The organism is Hymenobacter lapidiphilus (assembly GCF_013377885.1).
GTDB lineage: Bacteria > Bacteroidota > Bacteroidia > Cytophagales > Hymenobacteraceae > Hymenobacter > Hymenobacter lapidiphilus.
In genome coordinates this window covers 32,282-59,073 of the sequence record NZ_JABKAU010000029.1, presented here as the reverse complement: position 1 = coordinate 59,073, position 26,792 = coordinate 32,282, and the positions used below count along the sequence as shown (strand labels likewise).

General features: G+C 61.8%; 22 protein-coding genes. 8 read left to right on the top strand and 14 right to left on the bottom strand.

Annotation, left to right across the window (positions count from 1 at the left end):
* The first annotated feature begins 433 nt into the window (after window positions 1-433).
* The 6 genes from fahA to HW554_RS14650 all read left to right on the top strand — a co-directional run bounded on the left by fahA (window position 434) and on the right by HW554_RS14650 (window position 7,828).
* The gene (fahA, locus tag HW554_RS14675; protein ID WP_176909326.1) at window positions 434-1,726 is read left to right on the top strand and encodes a fumarylacetoacetase; all 1,293 of its coding nucleotides are present in this window, start codon (window positions 434-436) and stop codon (window positions 1,724-1,726) included.
* 320 nt (window positions 1,727-2,046) lie between these two features.
* Window positions 2,047-3,201, top strand: a complete 1,155-nt coding sequence (locus HW554_RS14670; protein WP_176909325.1) for a zinc-dependent alcohol dehydrogenase — start codon at window positions 2,047-2,049, stop codon at window positions 3,199-3,201.
* Between the two features lie 11 nt (window positions 3,202-3,212).
* Window positions 3,213-3,758, top strand: a complete 546-nt coding sequence (locus tag HW554_RS14665; RefSeq protein WP_176909324.1) for a hypothetical protein — start codon at window positions 3,213-3,215, stop codon at window positions 3,756-3,758.
* Between the two features lie 400 nt (window positions 3,759-4,158).
* Window positions 4,159-4,980, top strand: coding sequence for a universal stress protein (locus HW554_RS14660; RefSeq protein WP_176909323.1), 822 nt, complete (start codon window positions 4,159-4,161; stop codon window positions 4,978-4,980).
* Between the two features lie 41 nt (window positions 4,981-5,021).
* Window positions 5,022-5,882: a universal stress protein gene (locus HW554_RS14655; protein WP_176909322.1), complete on the top strand. Its 861-nt coding sequence runs from the start codon at window positions 5,022-5,024 to the stop codon at window positions 5,880-5,882.
* A gap of 71 nt (window positions 5,883-5,953) precedes the next feature.
* Window positions 5,954-7,828, top strand: a complete 1,875-nt coding sequence (locus HW554_RS14650) for a pyruvate kinase (protein ID WP_176909321.1) — start codon at window positions 5,954-5,956, stop codon at window positions 7,826-7,828.
* Between the two features lie 509 nt (window positions 7,829-8,337).
* Here HW554_RS14650 and acs read toward each other — a convergent pair.
* The 13 genes from acs to HW554_RS14585 form a co-directional block, all read right to left on the bottom strand.
* Window positions 8,338-10,266, bottom strand: a complete 1,929-nt coding sequence (acs, locus tag HW554_RS14645; protein WP_176909320.1) for an acetate--CoA ligase — start codon at window positions 10,264-10,266, stop codon at window positions 8,338-8,340.
* A gap of 111 nt (window positions 10,267-10,377) precedes the next feature.
* A complete protein-coding gene (locus HW554_RS14640) occupies window positions 10,378-12,357 on the bottom strand; it encodes an AMP-binding protein (RefSeq protein ID WP_176909319.1) in 1,980 nt (659 codons plus the stop codon).
* A 60-nt stretch (window positions 12,358-12,417) separates the two neighbouring features.
* Window positions 12,418-12,801: a response regulator transcription factor gene (locus tag HW554_RS14635; RefSeq protein WP_176909318.1), complete on the bottom strand. Its 384-nt coding sequence runs from the start codon at window positions 12,799-12,801 to the stop codon at window positions 12,418-12,420.
* Window positions 12,802-12,932: 131 nt separating this feature from the next.
* Window positions 12,933-13,100 (bottom strand): GIY-YIG nuclease family protein, encoded by a 168-nt coding sequence (locus HW554_RS14630; protein ID WP_176909317.1) that lies wholly within the window; start codon window positions 13,098-13,100, stop codon window positions 12,933-12,935.
* Between the two features lie 64 nt (window positions 13,101-13,164).
* A complete protein-coding gene (locus HW554_RS14625) occupies window positions 13,165-13,410 on the bottom strand; it encodes a GIY-YIG nuclease family protein (protein ID WP_176909316.1) in 246 nt (81 codons plus the stop codon).
* A gap of 122 nt (window positions 13,411-13,532) precedes the next feature.
* Entirely contained in the window at window positions 13,533-16,322 is a 2,790-nt protein-coding gene (locus tag HW554_RS14620) for a sensor histidine kinase (RefSeq protein ID WP_176909315.1), read from the bottom strand.
* Between the two features lie 272 nt (window positions 16,323-16,594).
* Window positions 16,595-16,819 (bottom strand): hypothetical protein, encoded by a 225-nt coding sequence (locus tag HW554_RS14615; RefSeq protein ID WP_176909314.1) that lies wholly within the window; start codon window positions 16,817-16,819, stop codon window positions 16,595-16,597.
* Between the two features lie 177 nt (window positions 16,820-16,996).
* Window positions 16,997-18,496: an MFS transporter gene (locus HW554_RS14610; protein ID WP_176909313.1), complete on the bottom strand. Its 1,500-nt coding sequence runs from the start codon at window positions 18,494-18,496 to the stop codon at window positions 16,997-16,999.
* Between the two features lie 54 nt (window positions 18,497-18,550).
* A complete protein-coding gene (locus HW554_RS14605) occupies window positions 18,551-20,035 on the bottom strand; it encodes a hypothetical protein (RefSeq protein ID WP_246285282.1) in 1,485 nt (494 codons plus the stop codon).
* A 140-nt stretch (window positions 20,036-20,175) separates the two neighbouring features.
* Window positions 20,176-20,598: an IS1/IS1595 family N-terminal zinc-binding domain-containing protein gene (locus tag HW554_RS14600; RefSeq protein ID WP_176909312.1), complete on the bottom strand. Its 423-nt coding sequence runs from the start codon at window positions 20,596-20,598 to the stop codon at window positions 20,176-20,178.
* 715 nt (window positions 20,599-21,313) lie between these two features.
* Window positions 21,314-22,237, bottom strand: coding sequence for a M28 family peptidase (locus tag HW554_RS14595; RefSeq protein ID WP_218134732.1), 924 nt, complete (start codon window positions 22,235-22,237; stop codon window positions 21,314-21,316).
* Between the two features lie 64 nt (window positions 22,238-22,301).
* Window positions 22,302-23,228, bottom strand: a complete 927-nt coding sequence (locus HW554_RS14590; protein WP_176909311.1) for an NAD(+)/NADH kinase — start codon at window positions 23,226-23,228, stop codon at window positions 22,302-22,304.
* Window positions 23,225-24,304: an SPFH domain-containing protein gene (locus HW554_RS14585; protein ID WP_176909310.1), complete on the bottom strand. Its 1,080-nt coding sequence runs from the start codon at window positions 24,302-24,304 to the stop codon at window positions 23,225-23,227. Before HW554_RS14585 ends, HW554_RS14590 begins: the two co-directional genes overlap by 4 nt.
* A gap of 119 nt (window positions 24,305-24,423) precedes the next feature.
* On the opposite strand from HW554_RS14585, the gene HW554_RS14580 reads away from it, so the two are divergent.
* A complete protein-coding gene (locus tag HW554_RS14580; protein WP_176909309.1) occupies window positions 24,424-25,347 on the top strand; it encodes a flavin reductase family protein in 924 nt (307 codons plus the stop codon).
* A gap of 213 nt (window positions 25,348-25,560) precedes the next feature.
* Window positions 25,561-25,965 (top strand): sugar 3,4-ketoisomerase, encoded by a 405-nt coding sequence (locus HW554_RS14575; protein ID WP_176909308.1) that lies wholly within the window; start codon window positions 25,561-25,563, stop codon window positions 25,963-25,965.
* 212 nt (window positions 25,966-26,177) lie between these two features.
* Here the strand turns inward: HW554_RS14575 and HW554_RS14570 are convergent, their stop codons facing one another.
* Complete coding sequence (locus tag HW554_RS14570; protein WP_176909307.1) at window positions 26,178-26,717, bottom strand: hypothetical protein; 540 nt, start codon at window positions 26,715-26,717, stop codon at window positions 26,178-26,180.
* Window positions 26,718-26,792 lie beyond the last annotated feature (75 nt).

The following is a 26,792-nucleotide window of genomic DNA, read 5'->3' as shown; positions in this document are numbered from 1 at the left end:
GTACATCCAGAAGCCGGAATAGCAGCGGGTCGGCAAACTGCTCCAGCTGCACGTTGGTGATGTGCGCCCAAACTGCGGCTACCGGAGCCGAAACAAGCCGTTCCGACTCAATTCTCCGAACTGTGTGCGCTGCTGGCATGCGTTGATTTTGCAGAAGACAAGGCAACGATACTGCCCCATTAGGCAGCATACTTCTGCAAGTAACGAAGCTGTTCAGGAATTGTCCGGAATCACCCAGAGCGTCATGCTTCGGCTGCGCTCAGCATGACGTTGCTCTCGCTTTCTGAACTGCACCAGCAGCTACAGGGCTATTTGGCAAGGCAAACGCTACCGTTCAATAGCTGCGGTACACCTTTCTCCTGCCCATTCCCCCTACCCTTCTACCTTTGCCTTATCCACTACCCTATTCACCCACGCCAACCAACCCGCTACTATGGCCAACGCCAACGACCCCACGCTGCGCTCCTGGATTGATATTGCCCCTGGCAGCGACTTTCCGATTCAGAACCTGCCTTTCGGCGTATTTGAAACCCCGGAGCGCGGCCCGCGGCTGGGCGTGGCCATTGGCGAATACGTGCTCGACCTGTACGCCGTGGCCCAGTTCGGCTATTTCGAAGACCTGGAACTGGGCAAGAAAATGCCCAAGGTGTTTCGCCGCCGCAGCCTCAACCAGTTTATTGCCCTGGGCCGGCCGGCGTGGCGGGCCGTGCGCCAGCGCCTGAGCGAGCTGCTGCGCCACGACAACCCCGCCCTGCGCGACCAGCCTGAAGCCATGCGCGAGTGTCTGCTGCGCCAGGATGCCGTGCAGATGCTGCGCCCCGTAAATCCCCAGAACTACACCGACTTCTACTCCAGCATCGAGCACGCTACCAACGTGGGCACCATGTTCCGCGACCCCAACAACGCGCTGCTGCCCAACTGGCGCCACATCCCGATTGGCTACCACGGCCGGGCCAGCTCCATCGTGGTCAGCGGCACCGATATTCGCCGGCCCAACGGCCAGCGCAAGGCCCCCGATGCCGCCGCGCCTACGTTCGGCCCCAGCCAGCAGCTCGATTTTGAGTTGGAAATGGCCTTCGTGGTGGGCCGCCCTACCGCCCTCGGCGACACGCTGCCGGTGCAGAGCGCCGAGGACTACATTTTTGGGCTGATGCTGTTCAACGACTGGAGCGCCCGCGATATTCAGAGCTGGGAGTACGTGCCGCTGGGGCCGTTTCTGGGCAAAAGCTTCGGCAGCAGCGTGGCGCCTTGGGTGGTGACGCTCGATGCGCTGGAACCTTTCCGCATGGCCGGGCCGGTGCAGGAGCCCGAGCCACTGCTATACCTGCGCCAGACCGGTGAGCATAACTTTGACGTCAAGCTGGAGGTCACCATTCAGCCCGAAGGTGGACCCGAAACAGCGGTTTCATACGCCAATTTCGGCCTCATGTACTGGAGCATGGCCCAGCAGCTGGCCCATCACGCTTCCAACGGCTGCAACCAGCAGGTCGGCGACTTGTACGCCTCGGGCACCATTTCGGGCACCACGCCCGATTCGCTGGGCTCGATGCTGGAGCTATCTTGGAAGGGTACCCGCCCCGTGCCGCTGGCCGACGGTACAGAGCGCAAGTTTTTGCTCGACGGCGACCGGGTAACGATGCGCGGCTTCGCTGAGAAAGACGGCGTACGCATCGGTTTCGGCGAGGTAACGGGCAAGGTGCTGCCAGCGCCCAGTCTGGATTTCTAACACAACTGATATAACGCGGCTGTAGCGCGAAGCTAAGGACAGCGAAGCTCCAGCTTTGCAGGCAGTTGCTGACTGCGTAGGTGGCCTGGATAAAAACAGCGGAGCCGAATCGACTACCACCCGGTAGTCAATTCGGCTCCGCTTCGTTTGCCGACTTGTCGTTTCTTACTCCCTGGCGTCTTCAAGCGCCACCGTAACAACCTTCTGGCAGGGCCCGGGGTAAATGAATGGGTAGATACCGGGTTTGCGAGCGGCCGTTTTTTCGCTCCTGGCCCAGGTATTTGCCCGTTTCACTCCTTCATATCCTTTCCAGAATCCTTATGCTAGCAATGGAATATCGGGGCCCCAAGCGGGTCCGTGCCGTGCAGAAACCCATGCCGGAAATCAAGCATCCTCAGGATGCCATCGTGCGCGTGCTGCGCGCCTGCATCTGCGGCTCCGACCTGCACCTGTACAACGGCAACATCCCCGACACCCGCGTAGGCTCCACTTTCGGCCACGAGTTTGTGGGCGAAATAGTCGATATCGGGTCTGAAGTGACCAACGTAAAAGTGGGCGACCGGGTGATTGTACCCTTCAATATTGCCTGCGGCGAGTGCCATTTCTGCAAGCAGGAAATGTTCGGGAACTGCCAGGAATCCAACAGCGAATCGGGGGCGGTAGGCGGCATCTACGGCTACTCGCACACGGCTGGCGGTTTCAACGGTGGCCAGGCCGAGTACGCCCGCGTGCCCTACGCCAATGTGGGCCCGGTTATCATTCCGGCCGATATGGACCTGGACGATGCCGTGATGCTCACCGACGTGATTCCGACGGGTTACCAGGGCGCCGAGATGGCCGGTATCCAGAAGGGCGACACGGTGGTGGTGTTCGGGGCCGGTCCTATCGGCATTGTGGCCGCCCGTTGCGCCTGGCTGTTCGGCGCGGGTCGGGTTATCATTATCGACAAGCAGGAATACCGCCTTGACTTTGCCCGCAACTACGCGTACTGCGAGGCTTACAACTTCGAGGAAATCGGCGACCCGGTGATGTTCATCAAGAAAATCACCGACTTCATGGGCGCCGACTGCGTGATTGACGCCGTGGGGGCCGAAGCCGAAGGCAACACCTTGCAAACCATTACCGGCCGCAAGCTGCTGTTGCAAGCGGGTTCGGCCACGGCCCTCCATTGGGCCATCAACGCCGTGAAAAAGGGTGGCGTGGTATCGATTGTGGGCGTGTACGGCCCGACCGACAACCTGATTCCCATCGGTAACGCCATGAACAAAGGCCTGACCATCCGGGGCAACCAGACCTCGGTGAAGCGCCTGCTGCCGCGCCTGATTGAGCACGTGCAGAACGGCGTACTGGACCCCAAGGGCCTGATTACGCACCGTATGCCGCTGGAAGAAGTAGCCGACGGCTACCGCATGTTCTCCAACAAACTGGATAACTGCATCAAAACCGTGCTCATGCCCCCAACTGCCAACCAGTAACCTCGCCTCCCATGAAAGATACCGCCATAAATACCCCCATCGACCCTAAAACCATTAATGGCTGGGGCATTGACGCCGACCCCAAAAATGACCCCACCTACCCCATGCGCAAACGCATGAACGCGGAGGAGGACCCCAACAGCAAGAGCCGCCCCAACAACCTGCAGCCCGTGAACGAGGAAGTGCTGAAATCGGTGGAGCGCCAGCACGTGTCGGCTGTATTCGGTACGCCCGAGCTGCCTGCCGGCCTGAGTGGCATGATTCGCCGCCAGGCCTATAAGTACCCCGAGAACCAGTATAAGCGCTGGCTGCCACTGGTATTGGCCGACCGCGTGGATATGGTGGAAGGGCTCGTGTCTGACTTGTCTCATGGCAAGCTGCCCAACATCTGGGCCGAAAAAGGCTACGACATGGAGTGGAAGCACAACCGTACCGCTTTCGTTACTAAAATGGCTACCATTGGCGCCGTTACGGCAGGCCTGATAGTGTGGCTTTCTTCGGGCAAGAAGAAAAAGAAGAGCAAGACCAAAGCAAAGGACTACCTGAGCCGATTCTAGACCATCCAAGATGCGGAGGGCACTGGATCCTTCGTTTTGCTATGCGTTTATCCAAGTTTTCGAAAGAGTGCCGGCCGGTTGGTCGGCACTCTTTCCGGTTTGGGCTTAGCACAGTGCCAAAGAGCCGCCCGTGGGCTGGGCGCCCGACAGTAGTTAAGTTATTAGCGTATCTTGAGCATATCAAGCCAGCGTGACTGTCCACTTGGTCTGCCCCTGCTCCCGGAAGCCTTTTTTTTCGCTTCTGTGCGGTTTCCGGTCAGTTTCCTGGTCACCGTTGCAGCCCTGTTTTCCCGGCTGTTTTTCTCCCGACGCATTCCGCATTCCTGCGCACTTCCCTCTTTCTGGAGTCCACTTCCAGCCGCTTGCTAAGCCCTCATTCCACCTGCTATTCTCTCCCACTATGGCCTTGCCTTTAATAGTACTGACCGATTCTTATGCCGTTACCAATAGTGCGCTGGCATATGCTGCCGGGCTGGCGCTGCCCCTGCAGGCAGAGCTCGTGCTACTACACGCCCGCTATGATGCCCTACTGGCCCCAGTCGATGACCCGGCTTACGTGCCCGTTGGTGCCCTGGCCACCGAGCAGGCACTGCAACAACTGGCCGCAACGCAGCCCGTATCCACTCAGGTAGAAATATCGGAGCGGGAACTGCCCGAGGCCTTGCGCGCCGCCGTGCGCTACCACGCGCCCCTGCTGCTGGTACTGGGCCCGCCCGGTGGAGGCAGCACACCCCTGGAAGTGATGGTTGACACGGCCAAAACACTGCTCAGCACCGTTCCCTACCCACTGCTGCTGGTACCGGCCCTGGGCCAGCAGGCCGGGCCGCCCCGCCGCCTGCTGCTGGCCGTCGACGGGCACCCGTTCGTGCTGCACCAGTACCAAGACATTATCCGGCGTCTGCTAAGCGTATCGGACGGCGGCACACTGAACGTAGTACGGGTATCCGACAGCAGCCACCCGCGCCTGGGAACCGAAAGCATTCTGGAAACCATAGCCGCCAACGACTTAGCCGACGAAATAGCCTTTGGCCAGGTTTCCGAAGTGGCCGATCTGTCGGCAGCAGATGGTGTGCTGGCCGAAGCGGCCCGGCAGCAGGCCGACCTGCTGGTCGTAATAGCCCGTCGCCACAGCCTGCTGGGCAGCCTGTTCCATCACAGCATCACGGGGCAGTTCATCGAGCGCAGCCCCATTCCGGTGCTGGTGCTGCCCGCCAAAGACTAGCTTTTATAAATCAGGTCCGTAAACTTTTCCTCTTTCTCGTCATGCAGCCCTGCTTTGTTGTCTTCGTCGATCTGTCTGCCGGAGCCGCACGTGCCGCGCACTATGCGGCCCTGCTGGGCGCGCCGCGGCAGGTGCGGCTGGAGCTGGTCAACGTCTGCCAGGCTCCGATGCTGTCGTCGGAGCTGGCGTTTGTTCCGATGCCCTACGTAGACCGGTTGCAGACCGAGGCAGACGCGGCCCTACAGGAGCTGGCCGAAGGCTTGCCCACGGCAGCCGGCGCATCGGTGCTGATGCCCCCCCTGGCCGATGCCGTGCAGCAGGCAATTACCCGTTTCCATCCGCTGCTGCTGGCCATGGGCCTGAGCGCCGAGCCCGACCTGCTGGATCAGTTGCTGCACAACCAGGCCCTGCCGGTGCTGCGGGCCACTCATCGGCCGCTGCTGCTGGTGCCCGAAGCCGGGCCGCCGCCCGAGATGCCGCGCCGCGTGCTGGTAGCCGTCGATGGCGAGCACTTCATATTAGGAGAAGCCGCCCTGGCCCTGGCCCCACTGCTGGCAAGCTGGAAAGCCACTTTTTCGGTGGTGCATGTCCGGCCGGCTTTGGATGGGGCAGCAGAGCAGGCGGACCAGTATACGCGGGTTGGCGAGCCGCTGCGCCAGTTGCTGCCATTGGCCACGGCACCGCAGCTCTACAACGACGACGACCCGGCCGCCACCATTCTGCGGGCCCGGGCCGAGCTGCAGGCCGATTTACTGATTCTGATTGCGCGCCCCCGCAGCTTTCTGGGTCGGCTGTTCCACCATAGCGTAACGGCGCAGGTGCTGCGCGGCTGCGCGGTGCCGGTGCTGCTGCTACCCGCCCACGGCCCGGGCGTGCCCGACTGGATGCCCTCGATGAGCTGATACACCGCCTGCGGCTGCTCTGCTGCCCAACGCTCACCCATTTTGGTACCCGAGGTTGATGCTGCTTCCTTATGCCTAAACTTGTCCAGCACCTCCCCTATGCCCGACGCCACGCACCCGCGCTAACCGAACTGCTGGCTGAGCTGACCACGCTGCGCGCCGACATGCTGCGCCTGGCCGAACAGGCCGCCGACCAGTTGCAGGCCGTGCACCCAAGCTTCCTGCCCAGCGCCCACAACCTGCTGCATTACCTGGCCCTGCGCCAGCACGACCGGCGCGACCTGCAGCAACGCCTTGCCGCATTGGGCCTCTCGTCGTTGGGCCGCGCCGAAGCCCATGCACTGGCCACCGTCGAATCGGTGCTGGCCATCGTGCAGGCATTGCTGGCACCGGCCGCCGCCGTCCCTTCTCCCGAAACTACCCCCGATTTTGAGGGCGGCCCGCGCCTGCTGGCCGGGCATAGCAACGCCTGCCTGGGTCCGGCACCGGCAGCGCACAACGTCCGGATTATGGTAACCATGCCCGGCGAGGCAGCTGGCAACTACGAGCTGGTGCGCAACCTGCTGCGCGAAGGCATGAACTGTATGCGCATCAACTGCGCCCACGACGACGCCACGGCCTGGAGCCTGATGATTGCTCACCTGCGGCGCGCCGAGCAGGAACTGGGCAAGACCTGCCGGGTAAGCATGGACCTGGCCGGTCCCAAGCTGCGCACCCAGGGCTTGCCGCCCGCACCAGCCGTGCTGAAGGTGAAGCCCACGCGCGACGCCATGGGCCGGGTAACGGCCCCCGCCCGCCTATGGCTGGCAGCCCGGCAGCACCCGGCCACAGCTACCACGCTGGCTTTTCCGGTGGCCTGGCTGCAGGGTCTGCGCCTGGGCAGCCGCGTATCGTTTAAGGATGCGCGCGGAGCCCGGCGGAAGCTGCGCGTAGTGGGTGTGGAGGCAAACGGTTGCTGGATAGAGCTGCGCAAAACGGCCTACATCACCCCTTCCACGGTTTTTACCGGGCCCGGCGGGGCGCAGGCCAGCCCGCATGGCATATCCGCCAAGTCTTCGTTTCTGCTGCTGCGCCCCAACGACCAGCTGCTGCTCACCCGCCAGCCCCTAGTTGGCAAGGCCCGCAACGAGCCAGCCCTGCCCCACTCCACGGCTGCTGCCGGGGCCGGCCCGGCAGTTATCGGCTGCACGCTGCCCGAAGTGTTCGATTCGGTGCAGCCGGGTGAGCGTATCTGGTTCGACGACGGTAAAATTGGGGGCGTAGTGGAGCGGGTAGATGAGCAGGCAGTGCAGGTGCGCATCGTGCAGGCCCGCCCCGAGGGCGACAAGCTGCGCAACGACAAAGGCATCAACCTGCCCGACAGCCAGCTTTCCATTCCGGCCCTGACAGAAACGGATTTGCAGCACCTGGTATTTATTGCTCAACACGCCGATGCCGTACAACTCTCCTTCGTCAACAGCCCCGCGGATATAACGCTGCTACGGCAGCACCTACACCGGCTCACCGACCGGGTGCTGCCCATTGTACTTAAAATTGAAACCCGACGGGCATTCGAACAGCTGCCCGACCTGTTGCTGCGCGCTATGCAGGCCGAAAGCTGCGGCGTGATGATTGCCCGCGGCGACCTGGCAGTGGAGTGCGGCTTCGAGCGGCTGGCCGAGGTGCAGGAAGAGATACTGTGGCTCTGCGAAGCGGCCCATGTGCCCGCTATCTGGGCCACGCAGGTGCTGGAAAGCCTGGCTAGCGGTGGTATGCCGGCGCGGGCCGAAATTACCGACGCCGCCATGGGCAGCCGGGCCGAGTGCGTTATGCTCAACAAAGGCCCCCGCATTGTAACCGCCGTGCAGACGCTGACCGGCATTCTGGGGCGCATGGAGGCCCACCAGAGCAAGAAAAACACCCTGCTCCGAAGCCTGCACGTAGCCCGCCTATGGAGCCCGGAGTAACCAACGAATCAGCAGGGAAGGTATCATGAGACAGGGCTGGAAGCAGGGAAAATAAGCGCAAGCAAAGAACCTGGGAATGACCTGCAAATGCTATGATCCATATCACGCGCTATGCATGACTTTCATCAAAGCACCGGCGGGGTAAGCAGCCACGACGAGGGTAGAGCACCTGCTTTATTTTGACTATAAACAGCGAAGAACTCAGCCTGTATGGCGGACCCGAGTTGCGAATAACAGCGTAGGGTGCGGGGCTTGTCCCCGCCCGCCATTGAACGGCCAGGTTGGCACACTACGTATCGCTCTCGTGGCGGGCGGGTCTAAGCCCCGCACCCTACGCCGTGCCAACAAACTACTCCGCAACTCGGGTCAGCCAGCACCTACGCTAAAAGGCTGTAGCGCGAAGTTCGAACCTCGCGCTACAGCCTTTTAGCGTAACCCTTTCTCACAAATCCTATTAGCGGAAAGCTGCTCAGACACGTGGCAGCCGCACGCTCATACGCGGCTCCGCCTTACTTGGCGCCCTCGATAATATCGTCTACAACGGCGGGGTCGAGCAGGGTGCTGGTGTCGCCCAGCGTGGTGGTGTCGCCCTCGGCTACCTTGCGCAGGATGCGGCGCATGATTTTGCCCGAGCGCGTTTTGGGCAGGCCCGTCACGATCTGGATTTTGTCGGGCCGGGCGATTTTACCGATTTCGGCTACCACAGTTTCGATGACGCTGGCCTCGATACGGGGCTTATCGGCCTCGCTCTTACAAGCGCCTTCGCGGCAGATGATGTAGGCGTAAATGCCTTGGCCCTTCACCTCGTGCGGGTAGCCTACCACCGCACTTTCCACCACGTTGGGGTTCTGGTTGATGGCATTTTCGATTTCGGCCGTGCCGAAGCGGTGGCCGCTCACATTAATCACGTCATCAACGCGGCCGATAATGCGGTAGAGGCCGTTGGCGTCGCGGCGGGCCCCGTCGCCGGTGAAGTAGTAACCGGGGTAGGCCGCGAAATAGGTCTGCACGGCGCGGCTGTGGTCGCCCCAGGTGGTACGGATGATACCCGGCCAGGCCTGCTTGATGGCCAGATAGCCTTCTTCCTCATTGCCTTCAACTTCGGTGCCATCCTGGCGCAGCAGCACGGGCCACACGCCGGGCAGCGGCAGGCCGGCGTAGGTCGGCTTCGAGGGGGTAATGCCGGCCAGCGGCGAAATCATAATGCCGCCGGTTTCGGTCTGCCACCAGGTGTCTACCAGCGGGCAGCGGCCTTTGCCCACGTGCTCGTTGTACCAGTGCCAGGCTTCCTCATTGATGGGCTCGCCCACCGAACCAATCACGCGTAGCGAGTCGAGCGAGTAGCTGAGCACGTTGTCGAGGGGCTCGGCCATGAGGGCACGGATGGCGGTAGGCGCGGTGTAGAATACGCTCACCGAGTGCTTGTCAATCACCTCCCAGAACCGCCCGGCATCGGGGTACGTGGGGATGCCCTCGAACATGAGGGTGGTGGAGCCGGCCAGCAGCGGGCCGTAAATCAGGTAGGTATGGCCCGTTACCCAGCCCACATCGGCAGTACACCAGAACACGTCGTTTTCTTCCACCTGAAACACGTTGCGGAAGGTGTAATCGGCCCACACCATGTAGCCGGCGGTGGTGTGTACCACGCCCTTGGGCTTGCCGGTGCTGCCCGAGGTGTACAGAATAAACAGCGGGTCTTCAGCCTTCATCTCCTCGGCGGGGCAGGTTTTGGCCACGTCTTCGGCCTCCTCGTGGTACCACACGTCGCGCTCTTCCTCCATCTGCACCGGCCAGCCCAGGTGCTCCACTACCACTACCTTGCGCACCGAAGGGCAGGTTTCGAGGGCCTCATCCACCACCCGTTTCACCGGAATCTGCTTGGCGCCGCGGTTCAGGCCGTCCGACGTTATCACCAGCTTCGCCTGGGCATCGTTCACGCGGTCGGCAATGGCGGTGGCCGAGAAGCCGGCGAAAATGACTGAGTGCACCGCCCCGATACGGGCGCAGGCCAGCACGGCAATGGTGAGCTCTGGTATCATGGGCATATAGAGGCACACCCGGTCGCCTTTTTCCACCCCATTGTTGAGCAGCACGTTGGCAAACTGGCACACGCGCTGGTGCAGCTCGCGGTAGGTCAGGCGCAGGTGGCGCTCCTTGATGTCGTTGGGCTCATAGATGAGGGCCAGCTTGTTGCCCCGGGTGGCCAGGTGGCGGTCGAGGCAGTTTTCGGTGATGTTGAGCCGCGCCCCCGCAAACCACGTCGTTTCGCCGGCTGCCATATCCGACTCCATCACGGTGCTCCACTTGCGGCGCCATGTAAAGGGCTCGGCCACCGCGGCCCAGAACTCGTTGGGGTGGTGGGTGCTGAGGTGGTAAGCCTCATGGTATCCTTCGAGGGTACGGATGCGGGCGTGCTGGGGTGTAGCGGATGTAGGCATAGGTTGGGTTTTGAAATGGTGAGGTTAACGTTTTGTCATCCTGAGCGGAGCGAAGGACCTGGTAAGAATCTATTCCTTGATGTCAGCTTCTTGCCAGGTTCTTCGCTCCGCTCAGGATGACAGGCATGAGGGGTCAAGCTGGGAGCCGCCGATTTCCTTCAGCATCCCGCGCCGGGTCAGTACGGCCCGGATTTCGTCGAGGATGGCGGGGTCATCAATCGTGGAAGGTACCGTAAATTCTTCACCGTCGGCGAGCTGGCGCAGGGTCTTGCGCAGTATTTTGCCCGAACGGGTTTTGGGCAGCCGCGCCACCACGGCCGCCTGCCGGAAGCAGGCCACCGCCCCTACCCGGCTGCGCACCAGCTGAATAAGCTGTTGCTCCAGCTCGGCTTCAGGCAGTGTCTGGCCATCCTTGAGCACCACCAGGCCCACCGGCACCTGCCCGCGCAGCTCGTCGAAGAGGCCCAGTACAGCGCACTCGGCCACGGCCGGGTGGGCGGCCAGCACTTCTTCCAGCTCGCCGGTGCTCATGCGGTGGCCGGCTATATTTATCACGTCATCTACGCGGCCCATAATGTAGCAGTAACCCTGCGCATCGCGGTAGCCCCCGTCGCCCGATATATAGTAGCCCGGAAACTGGTCGAGGTAGGCCTGCTGAAAGCGGGCATCATCCTGCCAGAGCGTGGGCAGGCAGCCGGGGGGCAGCGGCAGGCGTAGCGCTACCAGCCCGGTGGTGCCGGCCGGTACGGGCTGGCCTTCTTCGTCGAGGATTTCGAGCTGGTAGCCCGGCACCGGGTGGCCGGCCGAGCCGGCGCGGGCCGGCAGCGCATCGGGGTAGCCCATGCAGGTGGCCAGCATCGGCCAGCCCGACTCGGTTTGCCACCAGTGGTCGACAACGGGTATGCCCAGCAGCTCGCCGGCCCAGGCATAGGTAGCAGGGTCGCACCGCTCGCCGGCCAGAAACAGGTGGCGCAACCGGCTTAAATCATACTGCCGGGCCAACCGGCCCTCGGGGTCCTCTTTGCGGATGGCGCGGATGGCAGTGGGGGCCGTGAACAGCACATGCACCCCGTAATCGGCGGCCAGCCGCCAGAACGTGCCTGCGTCGGGCGTGCGTATGGGCTTGCCCTCGAACAGTACCGTGGTGGCGCCCAGCAGCAGAGGCCCGTACACGATGTAGCTGTGGCCCACGGCCCAGCCAATATCTGAGCCGCTGAACATGGTTTCGCCTGGTTTCAGCCCGTACACGGCCCCCATGCTGTAGCGCAACGCCACGGCGTGCCCGCCATGCTCGCGCACCACGCCCTTGGGCCGGCCAGTGGTGCCACTGGTGTACAGAATGTAGAGCGGCGCCGTGGCATCAAGCGGCACGGCCGCTACCGGCGCGGCCTGGAGCAGCTCGTGGTAGTCCACGAACCGTGGGGCCGTTGCGGCCGCCTCTCCTGCCACGGTGGCCGGCACTTCGGGCAGCTCGGCCGGGCAGAAGTCGCGCTGGCTGACCACCACGCAGGCCGGTTGGTGGGTGGCCAGCGCCAGGGCCTCGCGCACCAGCGGCAGGTAGGGTATCGGGCGGTCGACTTCCATTCCGGCCGAAGCACAGATGATGGCGCGGGGCTGCGCATCATCAATGCGCACGGCCAGCTCGGGCGGTGCAAAGCCCCCAAACACCACCGAGTGTACTGCCCCCAGCCGGGCGCAGGCCAGCATAGCCACCACCGCCTCGGGCATATTGGGCATGTAGATGAGCACCCGGTCGCCCTCTCCGACCCCCTGGGCGCGCAGGCCCCCGGCCAGCCGGGCCGTCAGGTCGAGCAGCTCGGCGTAGGTGTAGCTGCGGCGCACGTTGGTTACGGGCGAGTCGTAGTGCAGGGCAGGCTGGTTGGCGCGGCCGTTGGCTACGTGGTAATCGAGGCACAGCCAGCTGGTGTTCAACCGGCCGCCCCGAAACCAGCGGTAGAAGCCGGTATCCTCGTCCTGGCTCAGCACCGGCCGGGGCGGGTCGCGCTGCCAGGTCAGGCGGGCGGCCTGCCCGGACCAGAAACCGGCCGGATCGGCGAGGCTGGCAGCGTAATCGGCGGCGTAGGTAGGCATGGGCGGGGCGTTTGGAGGGAGTGAATGCAGAACGGTACGGTGCCGGGCGGCGGCGCGGGCTTAGGGGCTGCCAGCGGCTAGCTGCTCTTTTACCTTCGCCATCAGCTGGCGGGTGCTGAAAGGCTTGGTCAGGTAGAGGTCGGCCCCTACTTCATAGCCCTGCTGCATATCGGCCTCCTTGCTTTTAGCACTCAGAAACACCACCCGCGTGCCGGCCTGCCGGGGGTGCCGGCGCACCTGCCGGCACACCTCGTAGCCATCCACATCGGGCATCATAATATCGAGCAAAATCAGGTCGAAGGGCGTTTGGCCAACGGCCTCCAGCGCCTCGCTGCCATTGCGGGCGATGCTGACGCGATAGCCGGCCTTGCGCATCAGAAATTCGAGCGACATCACAATATTGGGCTCGTCGTCGACAATAAGAATATGCGGGGTCGTATTCATAGCGAGGGGTTTTTAAACTACTCCACCTTTGTCATCCTGAGCGGAGCGAAGGAACTTTACAGAGGCCAACATCAAACTACGCCTGATGTACAGGTGCTTCACTTCGCTCAGGGTTAGACAGGAGTAGCAGTTCATACTGTTGGCAGCGTAGCGTCGTCTTGCCAGGTAGTCGGGGCCATCGACTCCCAATGCGGGTTCAGTTGTTCAATTAGGGGGTTCTTTTTGTTGCGGGTCCAGCCTTTTATTTCCTTTTCGCGGGCAATTGCCTGGTTTATCTCCTGGAAATGCTCGAAATACATTGAAGCTGTTTAGGAAGTGCCAGCAATCAGTTAGGACGTCATGCTGAGCGCAGTCGAAGCATCTCTACCGCTTCGTTGTGGTTGTTAACGAAGCGGTAGAGATGCTTCGACTGCGCTCAGCATGACGTTCTTTTGACTTTCTAAACAGCTTCATTGGCTCAAAGCAATAATACCAGCCGGCGAAGCTGCTTTTGGTACCCCGGTTTTCGAAGTGCTGCTGTAACCGAGTGTTCAGGTCGTTGGTCAGGCCGGTATAAAGCACCGTTTTGGTAGGGTTAGCCGTGATGTACACATAATAGCCTGCATTCATTTCCGTAGTTGTTAAGTTGCAGATTCATAATCCCTTAACCTTGTCATCTTGAGCGCAATTAAAGGACTGGGTAGAGGGTATTCAGTATTAGGGTTAGCTTCTGTACAGTTCCTTCGCTGCGCTCAGGATGACAATAGCGGTAGTTCCAGCGAAAACCGGGCCCCCTGGTCGGTTTCGCTTTCCACCCAGATGCGGCCGGCGTGCAGTTCCACTATTTTTTTGGTGATGGCCAGCCCCAGCCCCGTACCCTCGGGCTTGCGGGTGGTCTGGTTCTGGGCTTGGTAAAACTTGTCGAACAGCAGGTGGTGGAACTCGGGCGCAATGCCCTTGCCGTTGTCCTGCACCCACAGCAACAGGCCACCGGCCGTGGTTTGCACGCCCACGGCAATGCGCCCCGTCCCATCGGCCCGGCACGATTTGATGGCGTTGCTGAGCAGGTTTACTAACACCTGCATCAGCCGGTCCCGGTCGCCGGGCAGGGCGGGCAGGCCGGGCGGCACGGCCAAGTCCAGCTGTATCTGCTTGGCGCGCAGCGGCGGGCCCACGGCCTCCAGGGCATCGGTGATGATGTCGGCCACATCGAGGGGCGCTTTGTCGAGGCGCGCCGTACCCGACTCGTACTTCTCCAGATCGAGCACCAGCGCAATCAGGCGGCTCAGGCGCTCGGCCTCGCGGGTGATGGTGTGCAGGAAACGGTGGCGCTCCTCCTCATCCAGCTCGGGGTTGTCGCTCAGGATTTCCGACAGCGCCCGGATGCTGGTCAGGGGCGTGCGCAACTCGTGGGTGACGGTGTAGAGGAACTCGTCCTTGTGCTGGTCGAGCTCCCGGAGCTGGTTGTAGGCCTGCTGGAGCTGGCTGGTGAGGGCCTGCAGCTGCCGCTGCTGCTTTTGGAGCTGGCGGTTGGCTTCGAGCAACTGTTGGCTTTCCTTGAGAATAACCACCACATTATCGAAGCTGATTTCCTCGACTCCTGCTACCGAGGAGCGCAGCAGCAGCCGGGCCGAGGCCGGGCCGATGGCGCCGGCCAGCAGCTTCTCGGCGTAGGCCAGCAGCCGCGGGTCGGCGGGCGCATCGGGCCCGGTTGCCGGCGCAGCCGGGCCGGTGGCATCGGCAGGCCGAACCATGTGGCCGGGGAAGTGCTCGTGGAAAGCGCCGAGGGCCTGCGCCGTACGCTTTTTCCCCAAAAAGCCTGTCAGCAACGCCCGTACATCGGGCAGCGAGGCCACGCTGTGCCAGCCGGCCGGGCCGGTTTCGAAGCCCGGCTCGTGGCGAAACACATGCACGAACAGCTCGGCCTGCCGCTGCTCAAGCGCCGAGGGCGCGCGCCCCAGCAACGACACGCCCACGTACAGGCCCAAATTGAAAAACCAGCTCCAGAACAGCCCGTGCGAAAGCGGGTCGAGGCCCGTGAGGCCCAGCAGCGCCCCCGGCCGCAGCCAGCCCACGCCCAACGGCCCTTCGAGCAGCAGCGTATCGGCCAGCAGGCCTGTCTCTACTGCGGTAGGCAGCACCAGCGTGTAGAGCCACAGCAGCAGCCCGGCCAGCAGGCCCGCCGTGGCCCCGGCCCGGGTGCCGCCCTGCCAGTACAGCCCGCCCAGCACCACGGGCGCAAACTGCGCCACCGCGGCAAACGAAATAAGGCCAATGTTTACCAGCGGCAGCAGATGCCCCACGGCGGCGTAGTAGGCGAAGGCCAGCACCAGCACCAGCACCACGGCCAGCCGCCGACTGTGCAACGCCAGCTGCCCGAGGCGGGCAAACCAGCGCGGCCCCTGCTCCCGCCCCACCGGCCCACGCACCAGCAGCGGCATAAACAGGTGGTGGCTGATCATCACGCTCAGGGCAATGGTTTCCACCACAATCATGCTGCTGGCCGCCGAAAGCCCCCCTAGGTAAATGAACAGCGCCAGCCAGGGCCGGCCCGCCTGCAGGGGCAGCGCCAGCACATACATATCAGCATCGAGGCGGCCGGCCCCATCGAGCAGGCGGCCCCCGAAAGCCAGCGGCAGCACCAGCAGGTTGATGATAATGAGGTAAAGTGGAAACAGCCACATGGCCTTGCGCAGGTGGTCCTCGTTCACGTTTTCCACCACGCTCACCTGAAACTGCCGGGGCAGCAGCAGAATGGCCGACATGCTCAGCAGCAGCAGCGTTAGCCACTGTCCGGGCGTGGTGCCGGCCCCTTCCAGCGTGAACAGGCGGCGCAGATCGGGCACGGCCGCGGCCCGCTCGAACACGTCGGCAAAGCCGTTGAACAGCCCGTAGGTCACGAACAGGCCGGCCACCAGAAAGGCCACCAGCTTCATCAGGCTTTCGACGGCCACGGCCAGCACCATGCCCTCGTGCCGCTCGGTGGCCTCGACGGAGCGCACCCCGAACACAATGGTGAAGAAAGCCAGCGCCACGGTGGTATAAAACGCCGACGTGACGGCCGCCGCATTCTCAACGGGCAGACCCAGCGCATTTGGGCCGTGGGTCAGCATCTCAAACGAGGCCGCAATGGCCTTGATCTGAAGCGAAATGTAGGGCACCACGCCCAGCACGCAACCTACGGTAGCCAGCGCGCCCAGGCTGGCACTTTTGCCGTAGCGCGCCGAGATAAAATCGGCAATGGAAGTGAGGCGCTGGGCGCGGCAGATGCGGATGATTTTGCGCAGCACCAGCCAGGCCAGCGGGGCCATAAGCGTAGGACCCAGGTAGATGCCCACAAACTCCAGCCCGAAGTGCGCGGCCCTTCCTACCGAGCCGTAATACGTCCAAGCGGTACAGTACACGGCCATACTCAGGGCGTACACGTAGGGGTTGCTCACCCAGCTACGGCGCGCCGCCACCCGCCGCTCGGCCGCATAAGCCAACCCGAACAGCAGCCCGAGGTAACCAAACGAAAAACCGATTACCAGCAGCGGGGACATTTTGGGAATTACTAATTGAAAGTATGGCGGTATGATGCGCTGAAGCTGTTTTACGAAGAAGCTGTTTAGGAAGTCAAAGGACCGTCATGCTGAGCTTGCCGAAGCATCTCTACCGCTTCGTAGCAGTCGTTCAACGAAGCGGCAGAGATGCTTCGGCAAGCTCAGCATGACGTTCTAATTGATTCCAAGTACTTCCTAAACAGTTTCAAAGTCAAAGCAACGTCATGCTTCGACAAGCGGACGCCAGATGAAGTATGACGTTCTGATTTTTTTCAATTTTTAATTCCTCTCACCAGCCAGCCCGTGAGAGCAACCAAAGCGCCCCAAACCAGCAGCACGTAGAGGTAGAGCACCGGAATGCCGGCCACGCGGGCATCGAGGCTGAAGGCACCCAGGAGCGGGAAGTTGAGCAGCACCCCAAACAGCAGCGCCAGAAACAGCAGCCGCTGCCCGCGTCGCTGCTCGGGCCGCTGTTCGGAGGGTTGGGGGTTCAGCATGGCGTGGCAGGAAGATGACGCGTTCAAGTAAGCGCATAAATGGATAGTATGTTGCAGAGCGGATCGGAGCTGAAGCAGCGCCGCATGCCAGCGCCGCTACGCCTGCCACCGCCTGCCGGGCAAGGCAAATCCGCCGAACCAACGGCCCGGCGGATTTGCGGTGGCCGCACGGCCCGGCTAGGAAACTGCCTCGCCCGACTCGTTATCCATAAGCTTGACGTTGCGCACGTCTTTCATGTAGATGGAGCCGATAATGAAGCAGATGAAGGCAATGGCCACCGGATACACCAGACCGGCGTAGCTGCTCCACATCTTCAAAAACGTGCCGTCGGGTTTGCCGGCCGCCCACAGCGTGAGGGCCGTGGCAATGAGGGGTACAAAGCCGCCGAAAATACCGTTGCCGATGTGGTACGGGAACGAGAGGCTGGTGTAGCGCACCTTGGTCGGGAACAGCTCGACGAGGTAGGCGGCAATCGGCCCGTAGGCCATCGTCACGAACAGGACCAGGCAGAAAACCAGGGCCGTCATCGGCAGCAGCTGCGGATTCAGGGCCTTCATTACGGCCGGTACGGCCTTGCCGGTGGCGTCCACGGTGGCGGCCACCGTTTCGGTGAGCGGGCCGGCAAAGGCCTTCATGCCGTAGAAAATTGGGATGGTGAACAAGGCCCCGCAGAGCAGGCCCATCATGATGATTTTCTTGCGGCCGATACGGTCGGAAAGGCCGCCGAAGTACACGAAAAATGGCGTGGCCAGAATCAGGGCGGCGCACAGCACCAGGGCCGCGTCGATAATGTCGAGCTTGAGCGTATTCTGCATGAACGAGTAGGCGTAGAACTGCCCCGTGTACCACACCACGCCCTGGCCCATAGTGGCGCCAAACAGCGAAATAAGCACCAGCCGGCGGTTTACGGGGTTCACGAACGACTCGCGCAACGGGTTCTTCGAAGTAGTGCCCTCGGCCTTGGCCTTGGCAAACAGCGGCGACTCGTGCAGCTTGAGCCGGATGTAGTACGAAGCAATGACCAGCGCGCCCGACAGCAGGAACGGAATGCGCCAGCCCCACTCTTTGAAGGCAGCCTCGCCCATGAGGTTGCGGGTGGCAATGATGACGATGATGCTGATGAGCAGGCCCACCGTGGCCGTCGTCTGAATAAACGACGTGTAGTAGCCGCGCTTTTTGTCGGGCGAGTGCTCGGCCACGTAGGTAGTGGCCCCGCCGTACTCGCCGCCCAGCGCCAGGCCCTGCAGCAGGCGCAGCAGCGTTACGATAATGGGCGCGGCCACCCCAATCTTGTCGTAGCTCGGAATCAGGCCCGTGGCAAACGTGGCCCCGCCCATGAGCAGCAGCGTGAGCAGAAACGTGTATTTACGCCCGATCATATCGCCGATGCGCCCGAACACGAGTGCCCCGAACGGCCGCACTACGAACCCGGCCCCAAACACGGCCAGCGTGCCAAGAATAGTGTCTTCTATTTTACCACTGGTACCAAACAGCACCGGCCCAATGATGGCGGCCAGCGAGCCGAAAATGTAAAAATCGTACCACTCAATCACCGTGCCCACCGAGGAGGCCGTGATTACCTGCCAGATTTTGCTGGACGAAACCTGGTTGTTGTCGTGCTCCGGGGACGCATCGAGGGTTGCCACCGAGCCGCCCCGGTTTACATCTTGTTCCATGAAGTTGGGGAGTTGGGGTTGGAAATATGAGTGAACTGCGAACTGCTGGGACGCTTACAAGAAAACCATCGTCTGAAGCGTGATTTCGGGGCGGTAGTTGATGTTTTGCGGGTTGGAGTAGTCGGGCCGGACGCGGTAGTTGAGCGTGAGCTTGGCGTTGTGGCCGTCAAGCAGCACATTGGCCCCCAGGTCCAGCACGTTCACCTTTTTGGCCCCAATGGCCTCCAGTCCTTCGTAATCGCCGTGCAGCCAGGCAGCGTAGGGCTGCAGGCGCGCCTTGGGCCCGAGCACGTTCTTGGGCAGCAGGTAGCCGGCTTGTGCGTACAAAGCCGAGCCCGTTCCCACCGTCGGGAAGGAGTTGCCGCGCAGCGTGCCGGCCCCTGGAATAGCAGCCGAGCCTCCGGCTGAGCTCGGGTTCATGATGCCGATGTTGCGCACGTAGTTCGGCCCAAAGTCGAAGTTGTAGTACACCGCGTAGGTCGTGAAAGCGGTGCCGGCCTCTTTGTTGAGAGGCGTATCAAAAAATACATCGGCCGACCAGATGCCCATGTTATGGGTTTTGAACGGCACGTAGCTGTACGGGTCGGCGCCGGGCTGGCCCGTGGGCGGCGGCGGCAAAGCACCGGGCCGCGAGAACATAGCATCCTTGTTAAACAGGAAGCCCGCCCCGATATTGAAGACTCGCTTGGCTCCCAGATACGAGCCTACCGCATAGGGCAGCAGGTTGGCTTCCTGGTCGAGAAACTCGTAGGCGAAGTAACCCTGGAAGTTCTTGGAATGGTTGCGCGGATAGTACTCGGCCACGTTGGTGGGCACGGTGGCCGGGGTGGCCGTCGGGCTGGTTACGAACGGGTCGTTAACGGCTACCGCGTAATCGAGCTTGCCTATCCGGCCTTTGGCGTAAATGCCCATGTAGCGGGCAAACTGGTCGGTTTTTTCGATGGTGGGCCAGTTGGTGATGGGCGCATCGAAGGCCAGAAAGTTAAGGGTGCTGGCCCGCGTCATGCGCGAAATGCCGTTCTGGTAGTGCAGGCCCGCTCCCAGGCTCAATTGGCTAAACACCTTGTACTCCACCACGGCCTCGTGCACGAACAGCTGGGGCTTTTTGCCCGGGTCGCCGATGCCCACGCCGCCGCCTACCGCATTCTGGTTGTTGATACCGATGTGGGTCAGAACCATAAACCGCGGGTTCAGCTGGGCGTACAGAATCAGGCGGGAGCGGCGCAGGCCCACATCAAAGGTGTTGCGTTGCGGGTCGCCTGAAGTATGCTGCGAGCCGCTATTGTTCTGGTTGAAGCGCGTCCAGACCTGGTGCCAGGTGATGAAACGCATGTATTTCGAACCATCGGGCGAGAGCGAAACTTTCAGCCCCGCTCCATAGGGCACCGACTCGGTGGGGGCGGCCGACGCGGGTGCGGGGGCCTGGGGGGCGGGCGGCGGGGAGGGCTGCTTGCCGGCGGGCGGCGGCTGCACCTGGGCCGAGGCGGCAGTGGCCAGCAGCAAGGCACTCAGGGCCAGTGGGTAGCAATTTTTACGCATGAGGGTGGGGAGAAATGGGACAGATCTGGGTCAAACCCGCAAGCCTCAGCCTCAACAGCCGCGCTTCGGTATCCCCAAATAGAAAAATCTCCGCCCGCAAATCCGCATGCTGGCTATACTTCCGCTAAGTGCCTATAGCTTCAGGCCTGCCGGAACCGCTCCCACTTAATCAGCATGTACTTGTCGCCCAGCTCGGTTATCATCATACCCGAGCCCTTAATGTTGTCAGGGTTCTGGAAAAACTCGGCCAGCTCCTTCTGATTAAGGATTTTATACGTCGGATGGTAGTCGGTTTGCCGCGGGGCCTTCACGCCATATTTCTTCACCCAGTTCATCACGCTCACGTGGCTTACGCCCAGCAGCCGCTCAATCTCGCGGTAGCTCACGCCCTCCACATACAGCTGCAGGGCCTTGATAACGTAGTACGGGTTGGTTTCCTTACCGGCCTTGGCCACCGAGTAGTGGTAACCACAGTTGCGGCACTTATACCGCTGCCTACCGCCCACAATGCCGCTTTTGGTAGCTTCCATCGATTCGCACTTGGGGCAGCGGAGCTGAGACATAAACCACGGATGAAGAACGATTTGCTTAAAGCTATAGCTATTTAGTAAAGATATAGCAGTTGAGCAAATTAGTAAAGATATAGTAGTTGAGCAAAAATAAAGGTTAACCTTGGTCTTCATGAAATTCTCCCTACGCAGCAAGGTCAGAGGTGGCAGGCGTCACTCCCGCCTTACCTCTAGCCTCCAGCCTCAGCCAGCCCCGTTACCGATGGCTGTACTCGACCAGCATCACGTTTTTCGCCGTCAGCTAGGATTGGGCATCTGGCACTGGCACGGAAGACTACCACCGCGCCAGATTCGGCAACGGGCTGCCACACATTTACTCAACACGCTATTTGACTGGGAGATACAATTAGAGGGCTTATCAGAACCGTGTTGCTTAACGATTTGGCTTGTTTCTCCGGATTTTGCACATGAATCAGAAGTATCAGTCAGCATCCGGGACAATTTAGCGCATCATCAATCTGTATCCCAGCAGCCCTCCGCAGGCGGCCCTTCCCTGCCCCCGGAGTACCAGCAGCTACCCGGTGCCGCCCAACTCACCTGGATAACCCGCCCCTGGGAAATCTGGCTGGATTCTTTTGATTACCCAGACGGCTGGCCGACGTGGGGCCTCACTAAACCCCACTTCACGCACGTTCATGAGGATGCCAGTACGTACCTAATAGTGCAAACTGGTTGGGCTTGGGTGGGCCGGCGGGCTGCCACGCCGGCATCAATCGTGTAGCACCACAGCCAGCAGCGCATCCACGGCCAGGGCCAGACGGCGCATATCGAGCCGGGCCAACGTGTCGGTGGGCTGGTGATAGTGCTTGTTGCGATAGAAGGCGGTATCGGTGAGTAGCACCGCCGGGTAGCCGAAGTGCCAGTAGTTGAGGTGGTCGGAGAAGTCGATGCCGGGCATCCAGGCGGGGGCTTTAAAACGCTTCACGGGCAGCGTGGCGGCCGTTTTGTAGCGCCGCGCAAATGTTCGACCAAAGCGGCCGTTACCGAGTTTCTGGGCCACGGTTACGTAGTTGCCCCGGCTGCCATACACCCATTTCAGCGGGCCAAAAGGATAGTCCTGACTGCCCCTTCGGTCGTCGTAGTAACCGAGCATTTCCAGGGCCACCATGCCGCGCACCGGCACGCCAGCCTCGTGCAGCGACTTGGCATGCACGTAGCTGCCCATCTGCGGAGTCCGAAAAAAGGGTGGCTCTTCCAGCGTGTAAGCCACCAGGTCGATGCGGTAGGGCAGCGCCGGCTGCTGGCCCAGCAGCCGCGCCAGCTCTAGCAGCGCCGCCACGCCGGTACCGTTGTCGTCGGCGCCCGGCTGCTCGCCGCACACATCATAGTGCGCCCCAATTACAAGGCGCGCGCCGGTTTCGGGGCCGAAGCTGGCCAGCACGTTGCGGTAGGTCTGGCCCTGCACCTCGTAGGCCTGCGCGGTTGGCCGCCCCCCGGCAGCAGCCAGCTCGGCGGTAATATAGTCGGCGGCCTGGTTGAGGCTGGCCAGGTGCTGGTAATTGCGGGGCTGGGGCGTAGTTGTGAGGGCCACCAGGTGGCGGCGCAACCGGGCCGTATCAGCCGGAGTCTGGGCCAGGGCCGGTAGGGCAAGCAGCAGAAGTAAAAACAGGCGGATAAGCAGCACTTTTGGCATAGTTCGCATCATGGTTATAGCAGTCGGGCAGCAAACGGCCGCGGGCGTCGGCGGCGCCTGCCCCCTACGCTACCACCAGATTGGCCTTCTCCGGCGCTACGCCAATGGTGGCAATAGCCCCGGCGTTGAAGTGTAGAAAGTCGCTTTCCACGCCATCGGAGAAGATAACGCCGTTGGCCGGCATCATCGACTCGACCACCAGCGGCACCTGCGCGTTCAGCACACCCGCCGTGAGGCCGCACTGGGTGCGCTGGCTACGGAAGGCCTCCCGCACCACAAACAGCAGCTCGTCGGGGGCCAGAGCAGGGCGCGGTGGGGCGTTTTCATTGGGGTCCAGAAACTCTACCAGTCCGGCGTTCATGTTGAACACCGAGCTCAGCCAGCCCGTGGCGCCCGACGCCGTAGAAACGATGATGCCCGACGAGGAATGCGTTTCGGTGGTTTGCTGGTAACGGATGCGGTAGCGGGCCGACACGTGCGAGGCGGCTCCGATGAACAGGTCGTTGAAGGCCAGCAGGCGCTGCCCGTCCTGCAGGCGCACTTCGGCCAGTGAGGCCTCGCGCACTGCGAACTTGCCAGCCAGCACCCGCTCCACGGCCGGCCCAAATGTGTGAGGCGTAAAGGGCAGCAGCACCCCGTCGTTGCGGGCCGGATCGGGGTTGATGGCCACGATGGGCAACCGGCCCACGTACTTGGCCGTGTTGGCCACCAGTCCGTCGGGGCCCACTACCACTATCAGTTGCCGGGGGTCAAACAGAAACGCGGGCAGAAAGCTCCGTTCCACGATTTTGTTCTTCATCAGCGCCGACAGCTGCCGCTGCACCAGCGAAAACGACTCCTGAAACCGGTCGTTCTCGGCCTCATACTCGGCAAACTCACCGCCCGCGCTTTCGATGTAGAACCGGGCCTGCCCCAGCGTATTAAACCGCTCCACGAGTTGTTCGAGCCGGGTTTTGCCGCGCACCAGAATGGCGTAGTCGCGCTGGCTCATCGGCGGTTGTCGGGGCGGTTACCGGCGCGGCCTTCGGAACGAACATCGGGCCGCTCGGGGCGCGAGGGCGGCGGGTTTTGCAGCAGCGAATCGAGCAGATCGGGCGAAATGTTGAGGTTGCCGATTTTGCCCGCGTTTTCGGCTAGCTCCCGGAAAGCCAACGCAATATTGAAGCGCGGATCGGGGTTGTTATTGAGGGCCACCAGCAGCTTCCAGTCCATCTCCTTGTAGGGCTTGAGCGTGGTTTCGAGTACGTAGCCCTGGGTTTCGGCTTCGGTGCGCTGGTTGGCGGCGGCCTGCTCAATCAGGCGCTGGCGCTGCTCTTCTACCGCAATATCGGCCTGCACCTGCATCTCGCGCAGCTGCCGGGTACTGCTGGCCCGCTGCATCTCGCCCTCCATCTGCTTCTCGGCAATCTGCTTGTTCTTTTCCTCCACCGCAATTTCGGTGTTCAGCTCGCTTTCCTTGATTTTGCGCTCCTGCTCCACGGCAAAGTTGCGGCGCTCAAAAATGGCCTGGTCGGCTTCCTGCTGAATTTTCTCGCGGGTTTCAGTTTCCAGAGCCCGGCCCATTTCGGGCGTGGCCCGCACGGCCAGCACGTTCACGGCCAGCACCTCAATACCCAGCAGCCGAATGGCCGTGGAGGCCGCCAGCCCCTCCCCGATGTTCACCTCCACCGCCTTCGCCGACCGCATCACGTCCTTCAGGCCCAGGCGCTGCACGAAAGTTGAGGTGGCGGTTTGGGCCTCGTTGATAATGCGCTGGTGCAGCTTTTCCAGCTCGTTCTTTTTATAGACACCCCGGTTATCCACCGTAAAATCGAGCTGCTCGGCCAGTTGGCGCGGGTCGCCGGCCTTGTAGGTTATCTGCCCCTGAATGGAAACGGTCTGATAATCGGCGGTGGTTTCGTTGAAGATGAATGGCAGGTCGTTACTGCCCATCGGAATGGCGACAATGGAGCTGTTGGGCCCGAAATAGTAGAACGATAGTCCCCGCCCCTCCTTGCGCACGCGGCCGTTTTGGTAGTGGATGACGTAGGTCATCGAATCGAACTTGATGTGGTTGATTCCGAACATAAAGGCGAGTTGAAGGGATGGCGGACCAAAACTATTGATTTCGCCCCACTCGGCACCCAACTTACCAGCCCGCCCGAACTCCCAACGGATTTCCGCCCGACTATTCCGACCTTCGCCTCATGTCCTTCCGCACCATCGACCCCACTCAACTCACGCCCGCCGAGCTACACCCCTTTATGGTGGGTGCCATTGCCCCGCGCCCCGTGGCCTTCGCCAGTACCATTGCGGCCGACGGCAGCGTGAACCTGAGCCCCTACAGCTTCTTCAACTGCTTCGGCTCCAACCCGCCCATCCTGGTGTTTTCGCCCGCCAACCGGGTGCGCGACAACTCTCAGAAGCACACGCTGCAAAACGTGCGCGAAGTACCCGAAGTCGTCATCCACATCTGCGACTACGCCATGGTCGAGCAGATGTCGCTGGCCAGCACCGAGTATGAGAAGGGGGTCAACGAGTTCGTGAAGGCCGGTTTTACGGAGCTGCCCAGCCAGAAAGTACGGCCGCCCCGCGTGGCCGAAGCACCGGCCGCCTTCGAGTGTGTGGTGGAGCAGGTGATTGAGCTGGGCCAGAACAACGGGGCCGGCAACCTGATCATCTGCCGGGTCGTGCTGGCTCACTTCCGCGACGACATCGTACTGCCTTCCGGCACCGGCATCGACCCGTTTAAGCTCGACGCCATCGCCCGCCTCGGCGGCGACTGGTACTGCCGCGCCTCGGGCAGCAGCCTGTTCGAAGTACCCAAGCCCAACCGCAACCTGGGCATCGGCATCGACCAGCTCCCCGAGTTCATCCGCAACTCTGCGGTACTCACCGGCAACAACCTAGGCCGCCTGGCCAACATCGAGGTCCAATCCATCCCGACTTCCGATGAGGTAACTGCCTTCCGCCACGAGCCCCTGGTGAGCTACACCCTCGGCCAGCACCCCACCGACCCCACCCGCCAGCGCCACGAGCTGATACTGCTGGCCCAGAAGCTGCTGGAGGAAGGCCGCCTGCTCGACGCCTGGAAAACCCTGCTGCTGGCCGAGCTAGTGAGTGGTGAGTAGCGCGAGAACGTCATTCAGCGCATGCTGCGCTTAGAACAGGGACGCAGAATCTCGCGTGCTGACGCTGAGTTACCCTCACAATGGCAGCACGCGAGATTCTTCGCTGCCCTCTGAATGACGTTCTGGTAGTAGCCTACCATTACTATTTGTTTCTTTGTGCATTGCCCGGAGTTGGTTGCCTGAACCGGCTGTGCTCCTCCCCGTCCGCTTCTCATGCCGCTTCCGCACCTGCTCGATTTTCCTGCCACTGGCTCCGCTGAAATGGGCCACCTGATAATCGCGGAGGGCGGGCAGTTGCCATTTGCAGTGCGGCGCGTGTACTGGACCGCCGGCATGCCCACCACCAAAGTTGCCGGAAACCACGCCCACCACGAGCTGGAACAGCTGATTGTGGCCGTACACGGCACCATCGAGCTGCTGGTAGAAACGCCCGACCGCCAGCGCCACACTTTCGCCCTCGACCAACCCACGCAGGGCCTGTACGTGCCACCGCTGTGCTGGCGCGAAATCCGCTTCGGCCCTGGCGCGGTGCTTATGTGTCTGGCCTCGCAGGAGTACGACGAGGCCGACTACATCCGCAACTACGATGACTTTGCGCGGCTAGTGAGCGGGAAATAAGTCAGCCGAGCAATGCCCGCTCTAATGGCCGCCGCCCGCTACTAGAGCCTGTTATGCACTTTTTGAGCAACTGAGGCACTTTTTTGTGACTGGTTACAGCAGGAGCAAGGGTAGCGCAGTACTAAAATTGTCTCTGCGTGTCATAGAGGGCTTCCAATGCGTTAAGGTGCTTTTGATAAACCGCGTTTCGGCGCACCAGTGCATAACAGGCTCTAGCGTATGGCCTGGACCCGCTCCTGGCGGCTGCCCAGCGGCAACAGCCGGAAGTACTTGGTTTTCAGCTTGCGCGTGAGGTAGGGCGGCAGTGGCTCGCCCTCTTGATAAGCGGCTACCACTCGCTGGTACTGCTGCGGCCCGAAGCGGATGTGGCGGAATACGCCGTAACCCACCATCAGGCCACCTATCAGCAGGTCGCCGGTGCCGGTTTCCTCCACATCTTTGCTTCGTAACTTGTGGTTTTGGCGCTCAGCCTTACTACGGTTGGCCACTATGGTTTTTTTCACCGCGCCGGTAGCCATAATAGCTGCGCCACCTTCCAACCAACTCCGCATAGCCTTGGAGCGCCGCATAAACAGGTGCTGCACGGCCCGCAGCGTGTCGGTACGGTCGTAGCGCAGGGTGCTGAGGCTGGGCAGCGTAACCGGCGCGGCAACTGTGTCGGCGCCCAGCGGCAACGACTGGCCCCAGGCGGCAGGCCCCACGGCCACGGCCAACAACAGGCCAGCAAAAACGGTAGTAGCGCGCTTCAGCATAGTCGGATAGCTATAATTTACCACAAGATACCAGCTCCACCCGAAGAGTTGCAGCCGACTGCAAAATCCGTGTAA